The sequence below is a fragment of the Marinagarivorans cellulosilyticus genome, from assembly GCF_021655555.1.
In the GTDB taxonomy this organism is placed as follows: domain Bacteria; phylum Pseudomonadota; class Gammaproteobacteria; order Pseudomonadales; family Cellvibrionaceae; genus Marinagarivorans; species Marinagarivorans cellulosilyticus.
The window spans coordinates 3,975,697-3,997,896 of record NZ_AP023086.1 but is presented as its reverse complement, the minus strand read 5'-3'; the positions used below and the strand labels follow the sequence as shown (position 1 = coordinate 3,997,896).

The window sequence follows — 22,200 nt, the reverse complement described above, 5'->3', positions numbered from 1 at the left end:
ACTAGTTGTTAGCGATACAGCCGATGAAACGCCACAAGGCTCGCTGCAATACTCACATTGAGTGATTCCACTGCGTTAGCCATAGGAATGCCAAGTTTATGCTGGCAGCTTTTTATAATGGCGGGGCTGACACCGTGGGTTTCGTTGCCTACTACATAAACATTGCGCCCGTCTAACGGCAGGTTTTGCAAGTTGTGCTCGCCACCGCCTGTCAAGGCAAATGCCTGCGCGTTGTGCTTTTTCAGCTGCACAATGGCATCGTTTAAGTCGTCGCAACGAATAATATTGGCTTTAAATAAGGTGCCAGCACTGGCTTTGATGACTAGGGCATCTAGGCGTGCGCAGCCTTGGTTTGGCAATAGCAAGGCTGTGCATGGCGACGCACAGACCGAGCGAATAATCATGCCTAAGTTCTGAGGGTTTGTTACGGCATCTGCCGCGATAAGGTCAAAATGGGTCGGTAAGTTCTGTTCAAACTCTGCAAATGTCGTAAAACCTTGGCATTGTATGTCGAGCGCAACGCCTTGGTCTTGTTTGCTGTTTTTAGATATCCGGCTTAGCGCTGCTCGCGAGTGATAGAGTACTTCGGCGCCTTTAGCCTTGGCGAGCCGAGTAACGTCGTCGATGATGCCGGCTGATTTGTTACTGTCGGCAAGGTGTAAGCGAAATGGCGATATACCCTCTTGTTCTAACGCTTCGAGTACCGGTTTGCGGCCGTAAATGGTAAGCACTTTCGCGAAGACGGCTTTTTTATTGAGATAGGCTTGGCTATCCCCTTGGTTGCCACTGGGTGTCATGCGCAGATCTCTAAATAAGCTTTTAAGGCGGCATCCATTCCCATGAGCAAAGAGTCAACAGTAAAGGCGTGGCCAATTGAAACTTCGGCTAAGTAGGGTACTTGCTTAAAGAGTGGCATATTGTCTAAATTGAGGTCGTGGCCTGCATTGACGCCAATATTCAGCGCTTTGGCCGTTTCGGCTGCGCGAATATAGTCATCGAGCAAAACCTTTAGGTTATTGTCGTTGCACTGGAAAGCTTCGGCGAAGGGGCCTGTATACAGCTCTATACGGTCTGCGCCGATAGCGGCCGATAGTTCTACTTGCTCAACTATTGGGTCCATAAATAAGCTGCTGCGAACGCCAAGCTCACGCAGTTGCTGGACGATAACTTCGACAGTCTGCCGATTTACTGTTAAGTCGAAGCCGTGGTCGGAGGTTAATTGGCTATCGCTATCGGGCACTAGTGTGCACTGGTGTGGGTGAGTTTCTTTGACTAACGCCATCAGGCCTGGGTAATCCCCCTTGGGCGGTGCAAAAGGGTTGCCTTCGATATTAAATTCCGTACCGGGAAAGTCGCTAACCAATTTCCGTAGTGCGTAGACATCGTGTGGTCGAATGTGGCGGCCGTCTGGACGAGGGTGCACCGTTAGCCCTTGTGCCCCGGCCTCCAAGCATTTTTGGCCAAAGGCAACAACATTGGGGTAGTTGCCTTCTCGGGAGTTTCTAATAAGCGCAATCTTGTTCAGGTTTACCGAAAGAGCAATGCTTGAGGATGCTGTGCTCATTAAGGGGCTTCCTGTGGGGCGCTTTCGGTGGGTGTTGGGATTGGCGTTTCAAATACCATGGCTGGCGCAGGTTTTAAGCGTTTAGAGGCTTTGATGAAGACAGTGTCGTTAGGGGCGTTGCGATGCCCAGTGGCACTGTGCTTGCCGCGGGGCAGTTGCGTAATTGTTTTAGCGACCTCGGCGCCTTGAATAACCGTGCCAAATACTGTGTAGCCGGGGCGGCCATCTTTGGCGTCTAGGTTGGGGTTGTCGACGACATTGATGTAAAACTGTGAAGATGCGCTATCGGGGTTGCTGGTACGTGCCATTGCAATGGTGCCAACAACATTGGGTAGCCCGCCTATCGATTCATTAACAACGGTGCCCAGCGCTTCTTTGCGGGCAAAGCCCTCAGAAAAACCTCCACCTTGTGCCATAAACTCTGGAATGACTCGGTGAAATATTGTGTTGTCATAGAAGCCAGCATCTACGTGTTTTAAAAATAGCTCTACGGTTTTAGGGGCATAATCGGGGTGTAGCTGGATAATCATTTTCCCTTGGCTTGTCTCAAACTCCACTACCGGTTCGGTTTTGCTTGGGGCGCACGCGCAGAGTAGTAGGGCGGTTAAGGCAATAAAAGCTACGAGGCCAAGGCGTATTTTTTTTATGACTAGTTCAAGTAAGTTCATGTGTTATCCCTGCTGGATTAAAGAATTTGGTCGCTATAGCGTTTGCGTGGACGGAACATCGGTAGCACTATGGCCAACAGCATACCTGCCAGTAATAGTGCAATAGCATAGAGACCGTGGCTAATGGTTTGGTCACTGCGCAAGTTATCATTTTCTGCTTTGAGCGCATCGTGTTGGGTCAGTAGCACTTCGTGCTCGGCAAGTAGGTCGCGGTAGCGGGAGCTAAGATTGACAGCATCTTCAGAAAGAATTTTTAAGTTTTGGTATTCCGTACTTAAGCTAGCGTGTTCGCTTTGCACGTGGCTGCTAATTTTTTTCAGCTCGGCGTGCTTATTTTGCAGTTCTGTAAGTTCTTGTGTTTTAGCGGCTAAAGTGGCCTCGGCTTGCGCTTGTTTGGCTTGTGCGTTTTCGAGCAAGGTTTTAGCTACGGGTGAGTTTTGCAAGTATTGCTTGCGAATCCAGCCCTCGGTGCCAGCGGGCAGCTTTACTTGTGCCCAATCGCCGGTTGGCTCGTCCAATACTTGCAGCTTGGTGCCACTACGGATGCGTGAGTTGATAATGCGAAACTCATTACCGGGGCCTGAGCGCAAAGGCACCATTAAACTGTCGGTGATGTAGCGCGTTTGTGCCCAGCTATTACTGCTGAAAAGAGTGCTCAGCAAAATGGCGCTCAGCACGAATATTTTAGAATTCAATGTTCTTGGTCTCCGTTACGGTAGAACTTTTTTGAAAGGCTTAACCGTGACCTTGGCGTAGACGCCAGCGGCTACATAAGGGTCGGCATCGGCCCAGCTTTTGGCGTCACTCAAGCTGTCAAATTCGGCAATGACTAAACTGCCGGTAAATCCGGCATCGGGGTTCTCGTCAGAGGCGGGGTGTGGGCCTGCTAACATGAGCCTGCCTTGCACTTTTAGGCTTTCTAGGCGTTCAATGTGGTGTGGCCTTGCCTGTTTACGCAAGGGTAAGCTGTTTTCTACATCTTCACTTAAAATGGCGTAGTACATGCTAAATCCTTAAGGAGTTATTTGTTGTTATCTGGGTTGATAAGAATGTCGTCAATCGATAACCCTGTGTGTTTTTTGATTTGTCGGAACAAATAAAACATCGCCCCAACAAACACCAGCATGGTTGGAATGGTAATTACTGGGAAGCTCATGGCCGTCATTGTGCCAAGCTCTGCGTTAAAGGCTTCGCTGCCGGGTTCGCTAACAAGCAGGTATTTGGCTAAACCGTAATTCAATACCGATGATAAAAAGAATGAGCTAGCGAGCATTATGGAAGCATTGGTTAAAGTTTGCTCGAAAGCATGCTTGCATTGGTTTTTTTCGACGGCGTTTTGAATTTTTTCGACCTGCATGATTTGCGGGTTTAACATAAATGTTTTGACCAGCGGGAAGCGCGTTTTGAGTGAACCTAAAACGGCTAGGCCAAATAGAGCGGGGATGGCAGCTTCTTTAATAGCAATATATTCCGGTGGCAGCTTTAATAAGGTCATGCCGCCGGTGAGCATAACGCTAACGACACCCAGGGCAGAAAAAAAGTTAAGTTTGCGTGTTTTGAGGTAATCTATAACCCCGTAACCAATCGGAAACGCTAGCGCGACTATGAGTGCTAGCGTTGGCCCTAGCTTAGTTTCGCCGCTCAGCTTCATTAAAATAATTGTGGGTATGGCAACGTTGACGATAATGTTTAGCCACATGTTTTCTTTTTTAGGGGCCTCTTTATTATTTGTCACTGTATTATCGGGCGCTATTTTATCGGTCATTGCCTACTCAGTTGGGTTGTTTAAATGCTTTGTTTTGCCGTGTAAACCTTGGTTTAACAGTGCATATTATGGGAGTTTTAAGTGATTGCAGATTTACATACCCACACCACCGCGTCGGACGGTATTTTACGGCCTGACGAGCTGGTGTCGAGGGCTAAGTTGCACGGTGTGGATTTGCTCGCAATTACCGATCACGATACCCTTGCTGGCTTGCCGCTGGCGCAAGAGGTTGCTATTGCTAATGATATCCAGCTTATTACGGGTATAGAGCTGTCTTGTTTATGGCAAGGCCGCGGTATTCATATCGTTGGGCTGAATGTAGATTTAACCAATACAACCTTGCTTGAAGGCGTTGCGCAACAAGCTGCCGTGCGAGAAAAACGCGCTAGGATTATTTCTGAGCGACTTGAAAAGGCTGGCATTGCAAACGCTTATGACGGTGCCAAAGCCATTGCCGGAGAGGGTGAAATAGGGCGCCCTCATTTTGCGCAATACTTAGTAAAAGCAGGCGCAGTGCGTTCGGTTGAGCAAGCATTTAAGCGCTATTTGGGCGCAGGCAAGCCAGGCGACGTAAAACAAGACTGGCCAGAAATTGGCCAAGCGGTCGCTTGGATTCACGCCGCTGGTGGCCGAGCGGTTGTAGCGCACCCGGTAAAATATAAGCTTACACGGACAAAATTGAGAGACCTGCTTACCGACTTTAAAGCTTGCGGCGGCGATGCCCTAGAGGTGATTAGCGGCTTGCAAACCCCAAACATTACGCGGGATATGAGCTTGATGTGTCAGCAGTTTGGTTTGCTGGCCAGCTGTGGTAGTGACTTCCATAGCCCAAATGCGGGCTGGCAAGCGCTAGGTGGCTTTGGCAAACTAGCGCCCGAATTAACTCCGGTATGGCACGACTGGCTTGCAGCTTGAACCGCGTCTATATCAATATTACAGTTTCCGTCTGCTCGGCAGCGTGCCTAAGGCAAAGTAACTATGACTAAAATTATTACCATTCACCCAGAAAACCCGCAGCAACGCTTGATTGATCAAGTGGTGGAAGTTGTGCGTACCGGCGGTTTAATCGCTTATCCAACCGATTCAGCCTACGCATTGGGTTGTCATATTGGTGACAAGATGGCGCTTGATCGCATTCGAGCGATACGGCAGTTAGACAAGCATAAAAACTTTACCTTGATGTGCCGCGATTTGTCAGAATTGGCAACCTATGCCAAGGTCAATAATAGCGATTTCCGATTGCTGAAAAGCCATACGCCAGGCGCTTATACCTTTATTCTTAATGCGACGCCCGAAGTGCCGCGCCGGTTAATGCACCCAAAGCGAAAGACTATCGGCATGCGAGTGCCGAATAACCCTATAGCCTTGGCTATTATGGAAACTTTGGGTGAGCCGATCATGTCCAGCTCGTTAATTTTACCTAACGACACCGCACCATTAACGGACCCATACGATATTAAAGAGTCGCTAGACCATCAAATAGAGCTTGTAATTGATGGTGGCTTTTGCGGCTTTGATGCAACCAGTGTTATTGATATGACCGGTGATGAACCCGAAATACAGCGCCGCGGCTGCGGTGATGTAAGCGCTTTCGAATAACTTTTATACGACTAACCATAATCATAAAGTTGGCTTTTTTATAATTTATGTCTAACTACAACGCTGAAGATATTGAGGTCCTTACCGGCCTAGACCCTGTCAAAAAACGCCCAGGTATGTATACCGATACCACGCGCCCCAACCACTTGGCGCAAGAGGTTATTGATAACAGTGTGGATGAGGCCCTCGCAGGCCATGCTTCGCGCATTGAAGTGCGGCTGCACAAAAATCACTCGCTAACAGTCTCGGATGATGGGCGCGGTATGCCGGTAGATATCCACCCAGAGCAAGGGCTGCCTGGCGTCGAGGTTATTTTGTCTACGCTGCATGCTGGTGGTAAGTTTTCAAATAAGAATTACCAATTCTCCGGCGGCTTGCACGGGGTGGGGATTTCGGTTGTTAATGCCTTGACCGACGAGCTGGTCGTTGAGATTAAGCGCGACGGCAAAGTCCATCAAATTGCCTTTAGCAACGGTGCTAAAACATCTGATCTACAGGTGATTGATACTTGCGGTAAACGCAATACTGGTACCAAGGTAACCTTCCTGCCAAACCCCAGTTATTTTGACTCGGCTAAGTTTTCTGTTTCGCGAATGCGCCATATTCTGCGCGCTAAAGCCGTGTTATGCCCAGGCCTGACGGTTATCTTTATTGACGAAACCAGCGGCGATAAAGACGAGTGGTACTACGAAGATGGTCTAAAAGATTACTTAGCCGCAACTACGCAAGGTTATGAGTGCGCGCCAGCGATACCGTTTGTGGGCCAATTCGCCGGTAAAACCGAGGGGGTTGATTGGGCGGTCCAGTGGCTGTTAGAAGGCGGTGAGTGCGTTCAAGAAAGTTACGTGAACTTGATCCCTACGGCGCAGGGCGGCACGCATGTCAATGGTTTGCGTACGGGCTTACTAGATGCCATGCGTGAATTTTGTGAAATCCGTAATTTGTTGCCGCGCGGCGTTAAATTGGCCCCTGATGATATTTGGGCTGGCTGTGCTTATGTACTGTCTTCAAAGCTGGCTGATCCGCAGTTTTCTGGGCAAACAAAAGAGCGCTTGTCTTCTCGTGAGGCGGCAGCGTTTGTGTCGGGGGTCTCTAAAGATGCCTTTAGTCTGTGGTTAAACGAGCATACGGCAGAGGCAGACCAACTTGCTGAATTCTGTATTAATAATGCGCAAAAGCGTGTGCGTTCGGCCAAAAAGGTCGCCCGTAAAAAAATTACTCAAGGCCCTGCGTTGCCGGGTAAGCTCGCCGATTGTTCCAGTGATGACCCAACCCGCGGTGAGCTATTTCTTGTGGAAGGGGACTCGGCTGGCGGCAGTGCCAAGCAAGCGCGCGACCGTGAAAACCAAGCCATTATGCCTTTGCGCGGTAAAATCCTAAATACATGGGAGGTCGATAGCCAAGAGGTGCTTGCCTCGCAAGAGGTGCACGATATTTCTGTTGCTTTGGGGATTGACCCTGGCAGCCCCAATATAGAGGCGCTTCGCTACCATAAAATCTGTATTTTGGCCGATGCTGATTCTGATGGGTTGCACATTGCAACTTTGCTTTGTGCGTTGTTTTTTCAGCACTTTCCCGCTTTGGTTCGCGCGGGCCACGTTTATGTGGCTATGCCGCCTTTATACCGTATTGATATTGGGCAAGATGTGTACTACGCACTCGATGAAAGTGAAAAAGAAGGCATTCTTGACCGCATTATTGCCGAGAAGAAAAAAGGCAAAGTGAATGTTCAGCGCTTTAAAGGGCTGGGTGAAATGAATCCACTGCAATTGCGTGAAACAACCATGAGCGCTGATACCCGACGTTTGGTGCAATTAAGCATTGATAACGAAGAAGAAGTGCGCCAAATGATGGATATGTTGCTAGCGAAAAAGCGTGCTGGCGACCGTAAATCGTGGCTTGAAGACAAAGGCGATTTAGCCGGTGTGGCGCTTTAAACTTGGTGTACAAATAACATCTGAAATAAAAACCGCCCCAACGTAAGTTGCAGGGCGGTTTTTTTATTTTAGGGGTGTTAAGCCATAAGTTGCGCAATATTGCCGGAATAGCGCGTGCCGACCCTGTCTATTTCAAGCCCCATTGCGTTGGCCAAGGAGGTTAGTAGCGTGTTGTGGGCACCGTTTAAATTAAGTGCCATACCGGTTCGAAGTGCGCCACCTGCACTGCCAATTAATGCGTAGTTAATAAGGCTTACATCGTGTGAGTCGCCGGTATTCATATCGTTGCCAATAGATATCACGCTGTTATCTAAAGCGCTTAAGCCGCCTTCGTCGGTGGCGTCTAATTCGGCGGCTAAAATCGCGACTTGTTGAAATAGCCATTGGTCCACTTTGGCTTTGTCGGCGCTTTGGCCGGCATGTGCCAGCATATGGTAATCGCGGTTAACGCCAATCCAGGGGAAGGTATTACCGTTACCGCCGCCGTTATCGTATAGCTCCATGGTGGCTACGCGGGTGTAATCGCATTTCAATGCGACAGCCAGCATTTTAAACATGGCATCCATTCTAGCGGGGACTTGTGTTGATGTATCTACATCGGGTGCCTGGCAGCTTGGGCCTGATGTTGCGGCTGACTCTGCTTGTAATTGGGTTTCGAGTTCTCGAATGGAGTTAAGGTGCGCAGCAATTTTGATTTTGTCTTCGGTGCCTAGGCGAGCGGCAAAGCGCTCTAAGTCTTTTCCTAAGTAATCGAGTACGCTTGCATTGCGAATCATGGCTGCATCTAAAACGTTTGTTGGCACCGCTGCGCTGCTAAATAAGTCGGTATATAAGCTGGCAGAACTCACCTCGTTACGATTGGGTTGCCCAGAGGCTCTCCAACTGGTGTCTCTGCCATCGCGCTCTGAACGCACTCCTAAGTTTAATAACGGTCGTGTTAGGTTCACCGTTTTGGCGATATGGTCTGAAACCATTTGGTCGACAGAGGCATTTTGTGCTGAACCGAATTGCCCTCCAGAATGACTGCCGCTGAGTGCACAGGGGTGTGAATAATGGCCGTCCCAGCGCTGCCCTTTGTCTACCATCACTTTTAAGCCCAGCCCTCGAATGGTTGTGACTTTATCTTTCCAAGGCTCTAAAGGCTCTAATGCGACGCTGCCGGTGCTGTGAAAACTGTGAAAGTCGTTAGGGTTATTGCCATTATTCATGGTGATGCACACCATGCGTTTCGGAAAACCGCTATTGCCTTGGGCAAACAGTTCATCGCTGTGTAATAGGGGGATGCAAGCGGCGCTCATGCCTAAACGCCGGAGAATGTCGCGACGGGAGAAACGTGCATCTTTTTTGAGGTTCTTGCCGGTAATAATCATGGTTGTAGTTCCTCACCCGTTGATGGCTCGCGATACATAAAGGATTGGGATGTTGCTATTGCAATAATGAGCTCTTGTATGTCGCCCGATGCTATAAACGCAGCTGTGACTTGTTGAATAGACGGTTCATCTGAATCGAGATGCTCGTTGCGGTCTAGGCCGTAGCGCATCCACTGGCGGGCAAAGCACGATTGTGCTTGCGGGCTTTGCGCCAAAATAGCCGAAAGTTCTACAGCGCCATCAAAGCTGTGATTGATGCCGTCAATCTCATAATGGCTGGAAGCATCAACGATTGAGCCGTTATCAAATTCACGGAACTGCCCAATGCCATCATAGCTTTCAAATGCGAACCCTAGTGGGTCAAATAGTGCGTGGCAGGCCGAGGCGCAAGGGTTGCCCGTGTGTTCTTCAAAGCGCTCACGTGTCGAGCCACCAGCGGAAGGTGGCGCTATGGCAGGGATAACATTGGGTGGCGGTGGCATGTGTTTACAAAGTACTTGTTCAAGTATTACTGCACCCCTTAACGCAGGGTTCGAGCCATCGGCCGCGCCTTTGTCTGCAAGAAAGGCGGAAAGAGTAAGCAGCCCCCCTCGCTCATTGTTGCTTAGGCTTACCGGTTGTAATTGCTCGCTAAAAATGGCCCCAATATTGTAAATGTCACTGAGGTCGCTATTAACAAAAGAGCTTGTGCTGCTAAGCAGCGACTGAAATTGCTTGTCGCCGTCAAAGATAATGCTTTCAACAAATGCACGGGATTCTTCAAGCATCGCGGCTTTCAGTTGCCCATCGAAGTTGGGGTAGGTGGTTACGTCTTTTTCGATGGTACTTAAGTCGTTGTAGGTGAGCCAATACTCGAAAAATCGTGATACAGAGGCTTTTGCTTTTTCATGACTTAACAGGCGGCGAGCCTGCGCTTCTATTTGTGCTTTAGAGTTGAGCTTTCCCTCTTTGGCGGCTGTTAATAATATTTGATCAGGCATAGAGCGCCAGATGAAATAAGATAACCGAGAGGCTATTTCGTAATTGTTGAGCGGGACGAGCCCATCAATTGATTGCACTGAGCTTGGCCCCAATTCCCAGCGATACAAAAAGGCAGGCGATTGTAATACCACTTCAATCATCAAGCGTAAGCTTGTATCGAAATCGCCAGTATCCTCGCTGATTTGGCGGTAAAAATCGAGTAAATGGGCCGACTCTTGGGTTGTAAGAGGACGCCTGAAAGCCCTTTCTCCGAATGCGTTGATGAACTCGGAGGCACATTCTTGTGTGGCGTTTGAGCATGGCTTTAAGCGACTTAAATCAGCAGCTTCTGCAAGTGCTTGTGCAGCGTTTTGGTATTTTCGAACTTCAAGTGTGGAAACGCCGCCGGAGGCGAGCGGGTAAGAAAAGTCATCTCGCAAATCAGAGGCAAACTGAAATTGTGTTGATGGTTGCATACTGACATAAAGCAAATCTTGCACGGTGTTGTCGTATTCAAAGGAGTTAAGCCGGCGCAGAGGCATTGGGCCGGCAGAAGTTTTCAGTGTGACTTCCGGTTGGCTGGAGTGGCTCGCGCCTTCCTCTGAATTACCAGTGCACCCGCCGAGGAGCAGTAGTGAAAGTGTGACAGCGCTGCAGCACCTAGCGTGTAGCCGTGTGCGAAAAATATGCGAACCCATATGTAATCCCCCAAATATAGCCGAGCCGTGATTTCAAATCGTAGAAAACGCGGTGTTTTCTATATTAAGGCGTAAAAACTGCTGTTATTCTCGTGTCTTAGGTGAGGGTTTTGAGACTCATAGCGCACTTTGGTGCTTTGCATATTTTGGCTCGTGGGTTGTTTGAAGCGCCTGCTTTCGACTTTTCAATTCATAAGCTTGCTGTCGAGTGATACCACCAAGGGCGTAGATGTCTGTATTATTGGCCGCTGTAAAAACATCCAGTGTGGTTCGGGGTTTGTTGACTATTTGTATATTTAGTAGGGTTATACCGTGCGGTAAGTGTGTTTTAGGGCTGCTTGTTAGTTTTGCAGTAATGTTGCGCGTTGAAGCTTCAGAGGTGCGCGTGGCAGTCGCCTCAAATTTTGCTGCGCCAATGCGGGCGCTTGCGGCTGAGTTCGAAGGTCGCTCGCAGCATTCAGTTAAAATCGCTTATGGCTCGTCCGGCAAGTTTTATGCGCAAATTACCCACGGAGCGCCCTTTGACGTTTTTTTCTCGGCCGATCAGGCTAAACCTGCAGCGCTATCGGACGCTAACTTGGCGCTATCGAATACGCAATTTACCTATGCTGTAGGCCGCTTAGTTTTATGGTCTGCTAATTTTCGGGATATAACCGGTGGTGCCCAAGTGCTTGCGGGCGGCGAATTCAATAAGCTTGCTTTAGCCAATCCCACGCTCGCGCCTTATGGCGCTGCAGCTGTTGAGGTATTGCAAAGCTTAGGGCTAAAGGCGGAAACGCAGCCCAAGTGGGTTTTGGGAGAAAACATTACACAAGCTTTTCAGTTTGTAAGTACGGGTAATGCCGACTTGGGTTTTGTGGCCGGTTCGCAGCTCGCTCAGCTTCAGCGCGCAGGCCAGCTGAATACAGCTGCAGTGTGGCAAGTACCGCAAGCAATGTATTCGCCGGTTCGGCAAGATGCGGTATTGTTAGTTCGTGGCGCGAAAAACCCGGCGGCAATAGCTTTGCTGGTGTTTATGCAAAGCCCTAAGGCGCAGGCCATTATTGAATCTTACGGTTACAGCGTGCCCTAATTTCTTATCGAGTTTATCTGTTTATGTTTTTCTCTCCATCGGATATGGCCGCGATTGGGCTGACCTTGCGGCTGGCTTGTACGGTTACGGTAATACTGTTGGTGGTCGCAACGCCATTAGCTTGGTGGTTGGCCAGAACAACCTCTTGGTGGAAAGGGCCTGTGGCGGCCTTAGTTGCGCTGCCATTAATTTTGCCTCCTACGGTTTTGGGTTTTTACTTGCTTTTGGTTATGGGCCCCAACGGTTTTGTGGGCGAGCTTACGCAAGCGGCCGGCCTAGGGATATTGCCTTTTACGTTTTGGGGGTTAGTCGTTGCATCGGTATTTTATTCGCTGCCGTTTGTGGTGCAGCCCATTCACAACGCTATAGAAGCAGTAGGTGTTCGCCCGTTAGAAGTCGCAGCAACGTTGGGTGCTGGTCCGTGGGACCGGTTCTTTTCTGTTGTATTGCCGCTGGCCAAGCCCGGTTTTATTACTGCGGCGGTTTTGGGGTTTACGCATACGGTGGGTGAGTTTGGCGTGGTTTTGATGATTGGCGGTAACATTCCAGATGAGACCCGTGTGGTATCAGTGCAAATGTATGATCATGTTGAAGCGCTGCAATATGGTCAGGCGCATGCGCTAGCGCTGAGCCTAGTGGTATTTTCGTTTATCGCATTGTTGGCCTTGTACGGTTACCAGCGACGACAGCGCCAATTACTAAGCAGCAACGCAGGTGGTTTTTAGTTTGTCTTTTTTGCCGCAATCTTCGATTCATGCACGCTTTAAACATTGTCCTCGGCAAGCGCATGCTAGCGTGCCGTTTTGTTTGGATGTTGATATTACGTTGCCCAGTGCAGGAGTAACCGCAATATTTGGCCCATCTGGCTCGGGTAAGACAACCTTGCTGCGTTGCATAGCGGGGCTAGAAGCTGTTTCGCAGGGCGAATGCACTGTTAATGGTGAGAGTTGGCAAAGTAATACGACTAGTATGCCAGTTCATCGACGTGCAATAGGTTTTGTATTTCAAGAGGCGAGTTTATTCGCTCACCTAACTGCGCAGGCCAACCTGCAATATGCGATAAAACGTGCAGCCGGCAAAACGCACGCAGTTAATTACCAGCAAGTGGTAGATGTGATGGCACTTTCGCCGCTGCTTGCGCGTTATCCGCATGAGCTTTCGGGGGGCGAGCGCCAGCGCGTTGCTATAGCGCGCGCATTATTGGCTCAGCCTCGATTATTGTTGATGGACGAGCCGCTTGCGTCCTTAGATAGCGCGCGCAAACAAGAAATACTGCCTTACCTTGAGCACTTAAGGGCGGCTTTTAACGTTCCGATTATTTATGTCACTCACTCTCTGGAAGAGGTGGCGCGATTGGCGGATCAGGTTGTGTTAATGGAGCAGGGGAAGGTTGTATCACAAGGTGATGTGGCTGATGTTTTTTCTCGGGTCGATGTTGCCTTGTGGCTCAATAATGATATGGCGGTTGTGCTAAAAGGTATTGTTGTTGAACGTGATGCCCAGTGGCATTTAATGCGTGTGCAGTACAGCGGTGGCTATTTGTGGCTGCGTGATAGTGGTGCGGCATTATCGCAGGCGGTGCGAATTCGCATTCATGCTAAGGATGTGAGCCTGACATTAGCAGAGCATCAAGATACTAGCATTGCCAACAGGCTAAGCACGCAGGTGGTTGATATTGTAGATGACCACGATGAAGCTATGTCACTGATAAGGCTGGCGTCTGGTGGTGATTATTTAATGGCCCGCGTTACTAAGCGCTCTGTTGAGCAGCTGGGCCTTAAGGTGGGCATGTCGGTTTGGGCGCAGGTTAAGTCGGCAGCGATGGTGCGCTAAGGCGCAATATTAATTACAACAGGATTAGACGGAGACGCCATGCGTGGAACCTACATCCTTGGCAATGTCATTAACTTAGCGGCAGCCGACAATTTTTCTGGACTCGCTCAAGCCAATCCATGGACGCTCCGCACGCGCTCCCGGCGCGTGAGGGTCCTGAAAAATCACCGCCTACCGCTTAACTTGCCTTAAGTTAATGACATTGCCATCCTTGGTCGCTATGCAAGCGTTCCAGACGCGTGAATGCCCAGAAAACAATCAATTCGCCTTTGCGGTGACCATTATTTCGCGCCCACCTGACCCACGTGAATAGTTACGTTGCGTTTAGCTATCGGCTTTACCGAAGCATTCCGCGTCACAACTTATTTCGTGGTTCATATCCAGCGCTGGCGATGCGCTTGCGGTTTTACCGACTACAACTGCTGGTACGCCGGCAACGGTTGTTTGTGGCGCAACATCTTTTAATACAACACTGCCGGCACCAACCTTAGCGTTGGCTCCTATCTCTATGTTGCCGAGTATTTTAGCGCCGGCGCTAATTAAAACACCGTGCCTTACTTTGGGGTGCCGGTCTCCGCATTCTTTGCCTGTTCCGCCCAAAGTGACCTCTTGCATAATGGAGACGTCATCTTCCACTACCGTTGTCTCACCGATCACAATGCCTGTTGCATGGTCTAGCATTATGCCCTTGCCCAGCTTTGCCGCAGGGTGAATATCCACGCTATAGGTAATGGCAATGCGGCTTTGTAAAAACAGTGCAAGGCATTTTCGGTTTTGGCGCCACAGCCAGTGAGCAATACGGTAGCTTTGCAGTGCTTGAAACCCCTTAAAGTAAAGCAGCGGGTATAAGTAGCTATCGCAGGCCGAGTCGCGATCAAACACGGCATGCAAGTCTGCTCTTATAGCTTGGCCGATACTGGGCTCGCTCTTAAAGGCCTTTTCGATAATCTCTCTGACTTGTAAGTCAGAAATCTCTGAGCTGCCAAGTTTGTTAGCTAGGTGGTAACTCAAAGCGGCTTCGAGTGTGTCATGGTTTAGTACGGTCGCATGTAAAAAGCTCGCAAGGGCGGGCTCGTTAGCGGCTTGGTCGCGGGTTTCAGACAATATAGTTTGCCAGAGGGTGTCTTGGCTTGGCATTGCTGGTCCTTGTTGCTGGCGGCGGATTTGTATAACGGTTGGGTCATTATTGGGGGCGAGTCTCAAAAAATCTACCCTTGTGTTAATGGGTGCCATTATTAGGAATAGTTATTTATAGCGGGCTAATTTTACTGTTGGTTGGAGTATAAGGGAGTGGCTTTGAGCCGGGGTTAATGTGTTAAAAATGAAGGCCTTAGGTTTTCTACCTTAATGTAGGCTCGCGCAGCTTGGCTTCTGGCGCGTAATACGTCTTTTCTAGGGGGTGGTGTTATTTGTCAGAAATGGTCAATATTTGTACATTCTTGTTGTGTTTATCGAGTGTAGGAATTTAAAAATGTTTAATAAAACTGCGTTTTTCAAGCAGGCTGGTGAGTTGTTCGGCCATAAGGGTTCTCGTAGCGGCAAAGCAAGCTGTAAAAAAATTGCACCTATTGGGTTAACAAAAGATGAGGTTACGTTGCTGGCCAGTATGGTGTCTATTGTGGCTATTAAAACGCAAGATGAATGGCAGCTTGGTACAGTCGAAGATTCGGAGCTGTTCTTTGTCAATGTTGAGTCGAAAGAGGGCGCCAGTTTTGTGCGCCGACATGATGGCCAGTTCGCCATTATCCAGTACGGTAAAAGCAAGAGTGGTTCGGGGCTGGCAAAGCCGCTGCGCGCCCGCGACTTATCGGCAGCACTTAAAAGCTTAAACGAGCGCAGTGAAAAGCTTAGTGAAACAATTAATGCTGAGCTAGTTGTGCCAAATGTTGCACGAAATATGCGGCGTTCTGCCTAATAAGAATATTTGATTACCGGACTTTTTATTGCTTGCCCGCAGGGATTTTGGGAACTTGTGGTAGTCTTTATGAACATATAAGCCACTTTAAAGCGGTTTAGTTAAAAGACGACTAATGGTTACCCGGTAGGGTTAAGGAGAATGTCTGTGGGTTTGGGGAAAGCTTGGCTTCCAGCTGGAATTTTTGTTGCTGGCAGCATTGCGTTGTCTGTGGTGGTTTTTGCGAAACCAAAGCCTGAAATGCGACCTCCGCAGGTGGATGCAGCCTTGGTCAGTGTCGAGGTCACTAAAGCGGAATCAAAAGGTTTGCGCTTGTCGGTGACAGCGCAAGGCACTGTTGTGCCCAGACGCGAGATTGACATTGTTGCACAGGTCGGTGGCCAGGTTGTTGGCGTCGGAGCCTCTTTTGTTGACGGTGGCTTTTTTGAAGATGGTGAGCTGCTATTGCAGCTAGATACTAGGGATTATGACGTTGCCGTTTTGAGCGCTAAAGCGCGCTTGGCTGATGCGCAGCGAAAATTGGCTGAAGAGCAGGGCGCTAGCAGGCAAGCCAAGCGCGAATGGCGAGACCTTGGCAATCAAACCGCGAACGATTTGTTTGTGCGCAAACCCCAGTTGGCAGCCGCGCAAGCGGCTTTAACCTATGCTAAGGCAGATTTGGCCCATGCTGAGCTTAACCTCGCGAGAACTAAAATCGTTGCGCCTTATGCTAAGGGGCGAGTCAAGCAAACCTCAGTCGATTTGGGCCAGTATGTCACAGCGGGGACGCGCTTGGCCACGGTGTACGATTCAAGTGTTATTGAGGTGCGTGTGCCGCTGACAGAGCAGCAGGCCGCACTAATTGATTTGCCTTTTGTTCACAATGCCTCTGCCACAAAGCCCTCGGTTGTTGTTTCTGCGTCGGTTGCCGGCCGTCCCTATCACTGGGAGGGGGTGTTAGCCAGAACTGACTCTTTTGTCGATCCTGATACACGAATGTATTTTGCGATTATCGAGGTGGAAGACCCTTTTGCAGGTGCGCCGCTGTTGCCAGGTTTGTTTGTGGATGTTGATATCGAGGGGCGGGCTTTAGAGAATGTTTTTGTGCTGCCACGCAAGGCTATTTTCGAGCGCAACAAGGTTTACACGCTTGATGCGGATAACGTGGTTGTCTCTCATGATATTCAGGTTCTAAGGCGTACAGAGGACATGGTTTGGCTTACAGCCAGTATTCCCAACGGAGCATTAATAGCGCTCGAAAAACAGTCGCTTATTGCTGTTGGATCTGCGGTTGCTCCAAATGTTATTCAGCCGGCTGATGATGCGCGCGCTGCGATGGTGGCGCCGTGAGTCATTTAATCCGCTGGTTTGTAGATAACCCTATTGCGGCCAATTTGTTAATGCTTGCCATGCTAATTGGCGGCATTATGGGTTTTGATCGCGTTGAAAAAGAAGTATTCCCGTCGTCGGCATCTAATAGTATTTCCGTTTCTATGAGCTACCCCGGCGCCGCTTCAAGCGAGGTGGAGCAACAAATTGTGGTGCGCATTGAGGAGGCGATTGGTGATTTGCCAGGGATTTTTCAGATCACATCAGAATCGCGTCAAGGGTATGGCAGCGTCAATATTGTTGTTATCGATGGCTTTGATGTTCGCGAGCTACTCAACGATATTAAGGGGCGTATTGATGCGATAAACACTTTCCCTGTCTCGGCCGAGCGCCCGATTGTTCGTCAAAATTTACGTCGCGAAACTCTAATGTATGTGGCTTTATTTGGTGATGCAGAAAGGCGTGTACTGAAAGATATCGCGTTTCAGATTCGTGATGAAATGGCGTTGCTAGAAGGGGTTTCTGAGGTTGCGGTTGTAGGTTTGCGAGATGATGAATTAAGCATTGAGGTAACCGAGGATACCTTGCGCCATTACAACTTAAGCTTTGATGAAGTCGCCCAAGCTATCCGTCAATCGTCACTGAATGTGCCTGCCGGTACGATTAAAACTAAAGATGGTGATATCCAAGTGCAAACGCGCGCGCAGGCGTTCGACGGCTTTGATTTTTCGCGCATTGTTGTGCGCAGTAGCCGCGATGGTGGCCAGTTGTACTTGGGTGATATTGCCGATATTCGCGATGGTTTTGCTGAGCAAGATGTTGATTTCACCATGAATGGTAAGCCAGGCCTGAACCTTGAGGTGCGGCTAAGCGATGACCCGTTATTGTTTGAGGGGACGGAAAACTCCCGCGCTTATATCGAGGAATTGCGGACTTACTTGCCCGAGGGTGTTGAACTAAAAATCAATTTTGAAATGCGCAGCATTTTCGATAGCCGCTTTAATTTGCTCAAAGACAATGCCATTAGCGGGTTAATACTGGTCTTTGTTATTTTGATGCTGTTTTTGCGACCATTGCTGGCGATTTGGGTGGTTGCTGGTATAGCAACAACATTCTGTGGGGCAATATGGCTGCTGCCGTACGTGGGTGTATCTATCAATATGCTGTCAATGTTTGCCTTTCTGATGGTGCTAGGCATTGTTGTGGATGATGCCATTATTATTGGTGAAAGCATTTACCGGCATCAGCAGCGCGGTGAAAAAGGTTTATTTTCAGCATACTCAGGTGCGAACTCAGTTTTAAAACCGGTTTTTTTGGCGGTTATGAGTACGATTGTCTTCTTTTTGCCGATGATTGATGTACCCTCCGAAATCCTACCTTTTACACGTTCAATTTTTTGGGTGGTTTTCCTGTGTTTGGTTTTCTCATTGGTGGAGTCGCTATTAATACTGCCTTCGCATTTGTCGCATATGAAGCCTGAGCAGCCTAGCCGCTTTCGTTTGTTGCAAGGTTTAACGAAGGTGCGGCATTGGTTCTCTGGCCATATGGATGGCTTTGCGCAAACTCGTTATTTGCCAGCGTTAAAGGCTGTTTTAAATAACAAGGTGAGCACTTATTTTGTTTTCTTTTTTACATTTTCTATTGCGGTTGCCCTGGTGGCTGTCGGCTGGATAAATAAAAGCTTTATGCCTAATGTGCCGCAACCATTTGTGATGGTGAATGTGAGTTTCCCTGAGGGTACTGCCTTTGAGCAAACACTTGAAACCAGTCGCTATATTCGCGAGCAAGTAGAAGTTCTGCGCAATGACTCGGATATGATCGCGCGCAACGGAGGCGCTCCTTTTGTTCGAGAGGTTAATAAAAACCTTAATGGAACATCGTCTACGGTTTTTGTTGGTTTAACGCCGCCGGAGGAGCGCATATTGTCTTCTGGCGATGTGGCGACAGCGCTTCGTGAGTTGATTGGCCCCTTGCCTGAGGCGCAAAGTTATTCGCTAAATGCCTCTATGGGCGGCAGTGCTCCTGATATTGCCCTCAATTTGAATTTGCTCGACAACCATCGAGCTGTGCAGCAGGCCGCCGTTGATGATGTGATTAAGCAGTTATCTGCATACGAGGGGGTAATTAATGTCCGAAGTAACTTGGACTCCGAGCGCACAGAGGTGGAGCTGGAATTAAAGCCTTACGGTCAAACGCTAGGTTTAACCCTGAGGGATGTGGCGCAGCAAGTTAGGCAGGGGTTTTATGGTGAGGAGATTCAGCGCATTCCACGAGCTAAAGAGGATGTGCGCGTTATGCTGCGATATTCTTTGGCTGAGCGGCAAACCCTCGATACGCTTGATCGGCTGCGGGTGCGCACAAATGATGGGCGAGAGGTGCCATTAAGTGCGGTAGCTGAGGTTAAGCTTGTGCCTGGTGCGAGCACTATTCGGCGAGTGGATAGAAAACGCAATATTGCGATTACTGCCGAAGTTGAAGACGGGGTAGATGCAAACATTATTGTTAACCAGATAATGGCTGATCATCTGGCCCTGTGGAAGCGGCAATACAATGGCTTTAATTTGTCGCTTGATGGTAATTTGCGAGCGCAAGCGCGCTTTGGCGATAATTTCGCGGCGAATTTCCTGAAGGCATTCTTGTTGGTGTTGGCTGTTTTTGCGATTGCTTTTCGCTCTCTGTTCCAGCCATTTTTGGTAATGCTGGCGATACCTTTTGGTTTTGTGGGCGCTTCAATTGGCCACCTGCTGCTTGGTCATAGCATTAGCATGATGTCGTTTTTTGGGTTTCTTGCTTGTGCGGGCGTTGTGGTGAATGACAACTTGGTATTGCTTGAGCGCATTAATCAACTAATTGCACGAGGCGAAAGCACTATAGATGCCGTTTTGCATGCGGGGGTGGATCGCTTCAGGCCAATTGTGCTGACCTCTATCACCACATTTATCGGGCTACTACCGATTCTGTTTGAGAAAAGTTTGCAGGCTCAGTTTCTTATTCCGATGGTTATATCTTTGTCGTTTGGCGTGATGTTCTCGTCGGTTGTAACGCTATTTCTGGTGCCGTGTAGTTACTTTGGTGGCCATAGGTTAAAGTTAAGGGTTGTTTCTTGGTGGGGGCGAATAGCCGGTGCTAAGACGGTGGTTGCTAGCTAATAGGGTCTTGATAGTGATGAGTTGCGTGGTAATCGCGCAGCTTGTTGCTTCGGTATTGCTTTGATCTGCTATCGCGAATAGCAGACATAAAAAAACCGGCTAATGCCGGTTTTTTTATGTGCTTAATTTTGCAGGGCAAAATTAGATAGCAACGATGTTCTCAGCTTGTGGGCCTTTTTGGCCTTGAGTTACAGTGAACTCAACTTTTTGGCCTTCGGCCAAAGTTTTAAAGCCAGAACCAGAGATGGCGCTGAAGTGAGCGAAAACGTCTGGACCAGACTCTTGCTCGATAAAACCAAAACCTTTAGATTCGTTGAACCACTTAACGGTGCCTTTAACAGTGTTAGACATGATAATCTCTCGATAAAAATAATAATGTTAGCTCTTGTCATGCGCTTGGCGCAGGGGTGAGCGTTTGTAGCTGGAAATGAAGGCGGTACTAGGAACTACAGGTCGAGGTATTACAAGTAAAACAACGAAAAGGAGATTGTGACCAAGGAACTTTTTTCTAGCTGCCCCGAAGCATATATGGGATTTTCCATATGTCAAATATTTTTTTGGGTATCCATAAAAAATCTACCATTTGGCTGGCTGGAAAGGCGATAAGTATTCGCTAAGCTTAAAGGACGCGGTTGGGGGTTTAAGCTAAAGCACGGTGGTGCAGCCTTGATGTGGTTCTCGCTTGAACGCTTTTTGCTTTTAAACCCGTTAACAAATAGTGCTTTAGGGTATAAGCTCTGGGGATTGGGCCTGAAATTGGTCGTGTGTTTTTCAATTCTTTATACGGATAAATGTTAAGGGCTGTGTCATGGCAAAAAGAGCGCTAATCGTTGATGACTCAAAAACGGCACAGGTTCGTTTACGCAAAATGCTGGAGCGTTTTGAGGTTGATGTTGATATATCAAGCTCTGCAGAAGAGGCGCTGGGGTATTTATCTTATCGTCAGCCATCAGTTATTTTCCTTGACCACCATATGGAGGGGATGAGTGGCCTTTCGGCGTTAAAAATCATTAAGTCCAATCCCGCAACGGCATTAATCCCTGTGGTGATGTACACCTCTGAGCAGGGAGATGTGTATGTTGGGCAGGCTAGGGCGCTTGGCGCGTTGGATATTATTTCCAAAGAAGTGATTAAGCATTCCAGTATCGAAAAGGTATTGTCCAGCTTAGGCATACCTGCTTTGGGTACCAATAAGGATACTGGCGATATTCCTTCGCACGATGCTCCAGGCTCTGTGGTTAAAGAAGCTAAGGCGCCTATTGGCAAAAGCAAGCCAAGCTCTATCTCGCAATGGGGCGATGATGCCGGCAATAAACCTTCCTCCGATTATGTTGCCACCACTGATTTAAACAAAGTGCAAGTGCAGGTTGGCAAGCTATTCGAAATACATATTGCTAAGGTTCGGCAAGAAATCGAAGACAATACCAAGTTTTTGATGCGCCGTTTGAGCAAAGAGATTCAAGATAAGTCTGCCCCAAAGCTGGGTGCTGCCGTTAAATCGGCGCCGGCCGAGCCGGACCTGCCCGAGCAAGACTTATTGGCCGGTGAGGCGGTACGTGCTGGTGCGACACGGACGTCGCTGTGGCCGTTGATATTGATCATCGTGCTTGTGGGTTTTGCCTGTTATCAAATGCTTGATGCGCGAGAAACTCAGAGGCAGTCTTTGCTGCAGATTGAGATGCTGACGGACCAGTTAGGTGAGCAGGGGGCTGTTGTTGATCAAGTGTTAGAAACTGTGGTTGCGCAGCAGCGGGTGCCAAAATCGGGGGCTGATGCACGCGTGATGCTTGATGCACTTGGTTGGGCTGTTAATGTTAACCCAACTGTTCCTTTTGGGGAGAAGGCACTTAATGATGAGCGCATCTATATGTTGGGGGAGTTGCTGGCGCTATTAAAAGCTGCAAACTTTGGCGGGACAGTATTTATTGATGTTCACTTGGGCGATTATTGCGTGATTAAAGCGCCAACCGGTGAGTGGGTGCTGCCGGAAGATGATGCGGCTTTAGATTCTTGTGTGTTTATTGCGGAGCAGGCTGAAGAGGTTTCGTTAGGCGAGCAAGTATCCGTTGGTTTTCTGAATTATTTACATAGCACGCCAGTGTTGACCGATGGCGGTATTTCGGTTGAGTTAGCCTCGATGGGCTACGATTCTCCTAAATTTAGTTATCCTTCTGCGACGAATGCGACAACTGCAGGGCAGTGGAACTTAGCTGCTTCTCGAAATAGTCGCTTAGCCTTTTCTTTTTCACCGGAGTAAGCGCGAATATTGTTGATGGTGCTAGCACCCAGCACCGTCAATTCTGTGTTGAGCCCATATTACTTTTCAGTGATTTTATACAAATTCTCGATTAAACCTTGCTTG

General features: G+C 48.7%; 20 protein-coding genes. 10 read left to right on the top strand and 10 right to left on the bottom strand.

Annotated features, from left to right (window positions below):
- Positions 1-8: 8 nt before the first annotated feature.
- The 6 genes from MARGE09_RS16220 to MARGE09_RS16195 are packed head-to-tail and all read right to left on the bottom strand — an operon-like array spanning position 9 to position 3,997.
- Positions 9-797: a TrmH family RNA methyltransferase gene (locus tag MARGE09_RS16220; RefSeq protein ID WP_236983632.1), complete on the bottom strand. Its 789-nt coding sequence runs from the start codon at positions 795-797 to the stop codon at positions 9-11.
- Positions 794-1,564 carry a pyridoxine 5'-phosphate synthase gene (locus tag MARGE09_RS16215; RefSeq protein WP_236983630.1) on the bottom strand — a complete coding sequence of 257 codons (771 nt, stop codon included), beginning with the start codon at positions 1,562-1,564 and terminating at the stop codon, positions 794-796. Before MARGE09_RS16215 ends, MARGE09_RS16220 begins: the two co-directional genes overlap by 4 nt.
- The gene (locus MARGE09_RS16210; protein WP_236983629.1) at positions 1,564-2,232 is read right to left on the bottom strand and encodes a peptidylprolyl isomerase; all 669 of its coding nucleotides are present in this window, start codon (positions 2,230-2,232) and stop codon (positions 1,564-1,566) included. The genes MARGE09_RS16215 and MARGE09_RS16210 overlap by 1 nt, the downstream gene beginning before the upstream one ends.
- Positions 2,233-2,249: 17 nt before the next feature.
- Positions 2,250-2,927, bottom strand: a complete 678-nt coding sequence (locus tag MARGE09_RS16205) for a TIGR04211 family SH3 domain-containing protein (RefSeq protein ID WP_236983627.1) — start codon at positions 2,925-2,927, stop codon at positions 2,250-2,252.
- 15 nt (positions 2,928-2,942) lie between these two features.
- The gene (locus MARGE09_RS16200) at positions 2,943-3,236 is read right to left on the bottom strand and encodes a YciI family protein (RefSeq protein ID WP_236983625.1); all 294 of its coding nucleotides are present in this window, start codon (positions 3,234-3,236) and stop codon (positions 2,943-2,945) included.
- 17 nt (positions 3,237-3,253) lie between these two features.
- Entirely contained in the window at positions 3,254-3,997 is a 744-nt protein-coding gene (locus tag MARGE09_RS16195; RefSeq protein WP_236983623.1) for a VC0807 family protein, read from the bottom strand.
- 81 nt (positions 3,998-4,078) lie between these two features.
- On the opposite strand from MARGE09_RS16195, the gene MARGE09_RS16190 reads away from it, so the two are divergent.
- The 3 genes from MARGE09_RS16190 to parE all read left to right on the top strand — a co-directional run bounded on the left by MARGE09_RS16190 (position 4,079) and on the right by parE (position 7,533).
- On the top strand, positions 4,079-4,912 hold the full coding sequence (locus MARGE09_RS16190; protein WP_236983621.1) for a PHP domain-containing protein: 834 nt from the start codon (positions 4,079-4,081) through the stop codon (positions 4,910-4,912).
- 63 nt (positions 4,913-4,975) lie between these two features.
- On the top strand, positions 4,976-5,596 hold the full coding sequence (locus MARGE09_RS16185) for an L-threonylcarbamoyladenylate synthase (RefSeq protein WP_236983619.1): 621 nt from the start codon (positions 4,976-4,978) through the stop codon (positions 5,594-5,596).
- 47 nt (positions 5,597-5,643) lie between these two features.
- Positions 5,644-7,533, top strand: coding sequence for a DNA topoisomerase IV subunit B (gene parE, locus MARGE09_RS16180; protein ID WP_236983612.1), 1,890 nt, complete (start codon positions 5,644-5,646; stop codon positions 7,531-7,533).
- Between the two features lie 77 nt (positions 7,534-7,610).
- Here the strand turns inward: parE and MARGE09_RS16175 are convergent, their stop codons facing one another.
- A complete protein-coding gene (locus MARGE09_RS16175; RefSeq protein ID WP_236983610.1) occupies positions 7,611-8,903 on the bottom strand; it encodes a DUF1552 domain-containing protein in 1,293 nt (430 codons plus the stop codon).
- Positions 8,900-10,561, bottom strand: coding sequence for a DUF1592 domain-containing protein (locus tag MARGE09_RS16170; RefSeq protein ID WP_236983608.1), 1,662 nt, complete (start codon positions 10,559-10,561; stop codon positions 8,900-8,902). The genes MARGE09_RS16175 and MARGE09_RS16170 overlap by 4 nt, the downstream gene beginning before the upstream one ends.
- A gap of 229 nt (positions 10,562-10,790) precedes the next feature.
- Here MARGE09_RS16170 and modA point away from each other — a divergent pair, with 229 nt between their 5' ends.
- The 3 genes from modA to modC are packed head-to-tail and all read left to right on the top strand — an operon-like array spanning position 10,791 to position 13,466.
- The gene (gene modA / locus MARGE09_RS16165) at positions 10,791-11,633 is read left to right on the top strand and encodes a molybdate ABC transporter substrate-binding protein (protein ID WP_236983606.1); all 843 of its coding nucleotides are present in this window, start codon (positions 10,791-10,793) and stop codon (positions 11,631-11,633) included.
- A 23-nt stretch (positions 11,634-11,656) separates the two neighbouring features.
- Complete coding sequence (gene modB / locus MARGE09_RS16160; protein ID WP_236983604.1) at positions 11,657-12,358, top strand: molybdate ABC transporter permease subunit; 702 nt, start codon at positions 11,657-11,659, stop codon at positions 12,356-12,358.
- Position 12,359: 1 nt separating this feature from the next.
- Positions 12,360-13,466, top strand: a complete 1,107-nt coding sequence (gene modC / locus MARGE09_RS16155; protein ID WP_236983601.1) for a molybdenum ABC transporter ATP-binding protein — start codon at positions 12,360-12,362, stop codon at positions 13,464-13,466.
- 324 nt (positions 13,467-13,790) lie between these two features.
- On the opposite strand, the gene cysE is transcribed toward modC, so the two are convergent.
- The gene (gene cysE, locus MARGE09_RS16150; RefSeq protein ID WP_236987394.1) at positions 13,791-14,603 is read right to left on the bottom strand and encodes a serine O-acetyltransferase; all 813 of its coding nucleotides are present in this window, start codon (positions 14,601-14,603) and stop codon (positions 13,791-13,793) included.
- Between the two features lie 334 nt (positions 14,604-14,937).
- Here cysE and MARGE09_RS16145 point away from each other — a divergent pair, with 334 nt between their 5' ends.
- The 3 genes from MARGE09_RS16145 to MARGE09_RS16135 all read left to right on the top strand — a co-directional run bounded on the left by MARGE09_RS16145 (position 14,938) and on the right by MARGE09_RS16135 (position 19,838).
- The gene (locus MARGE09_RS16145) at positions 14,938-15,381 is read left to right on the top strand and encodes a hypothetical protein (protein WP_236983600.1); all 444 of its coding nucleotides are present in this window, start codon (positions 14,938-14,940) and stop codon (positions 15,379-15,381) included.
- Between the two features lie 141 nt (positions 15,382-15,522).
- Entirely contained in the window at positions 15,523-16,710 is a 1,188-nt protein-coding gene (locus tag MARGE09_RS16140; RefSeq protein WP_236983598.1) for an efflux RND transporter periplasmic adaptor subunit, read from the top strand.
- Complete coding sequence (locus MARGE09_RS16135) at positions 16,707-19,838, top strand: efflux RND transporter permease subunit (RefSeq protein WP_236983595.1); 3,132 nt, start codon at positions 16,707-16,709, stop codon at positions 19,836-19,838. Before MARGE09_RS16140 ends, MARGE09_RS16135 begins: the two co-directional genes overlap by 4 nt.
- A 141-nt stretch (positions 19,839-19,979) precedes the next feature.
- On the opposite strand, the gene MARGE09_RS16130 is transcribed toward MARGE09_RS16135, so the two are convergent.
- A complete protein-coding gene (locus tag MARGE09_RS16130) occupies positions 19,980-20,189 on the bottom strand; it encodes a cold-shock protein (protein WP_236983594.1) in 210 nt (69 codons plus the stop codon).
- 457 nt (positions 20,190-20,646) lie between these two features.
- Between MARGE09_RS16130 and MARGE09_RS16125 the strand changes: the two genes are divergently transcribed.
- A complete protein-coding gene (locus MARGE09_RS16125) occupies positions 20,647-22,095 on the top strand; it encodes a response regulator (protein WP_236983592.1) in 1,449 nt (482 codons plus the stop codon).
- Positions 22,096-22,200: the final 105 nt, after the last annotated feature.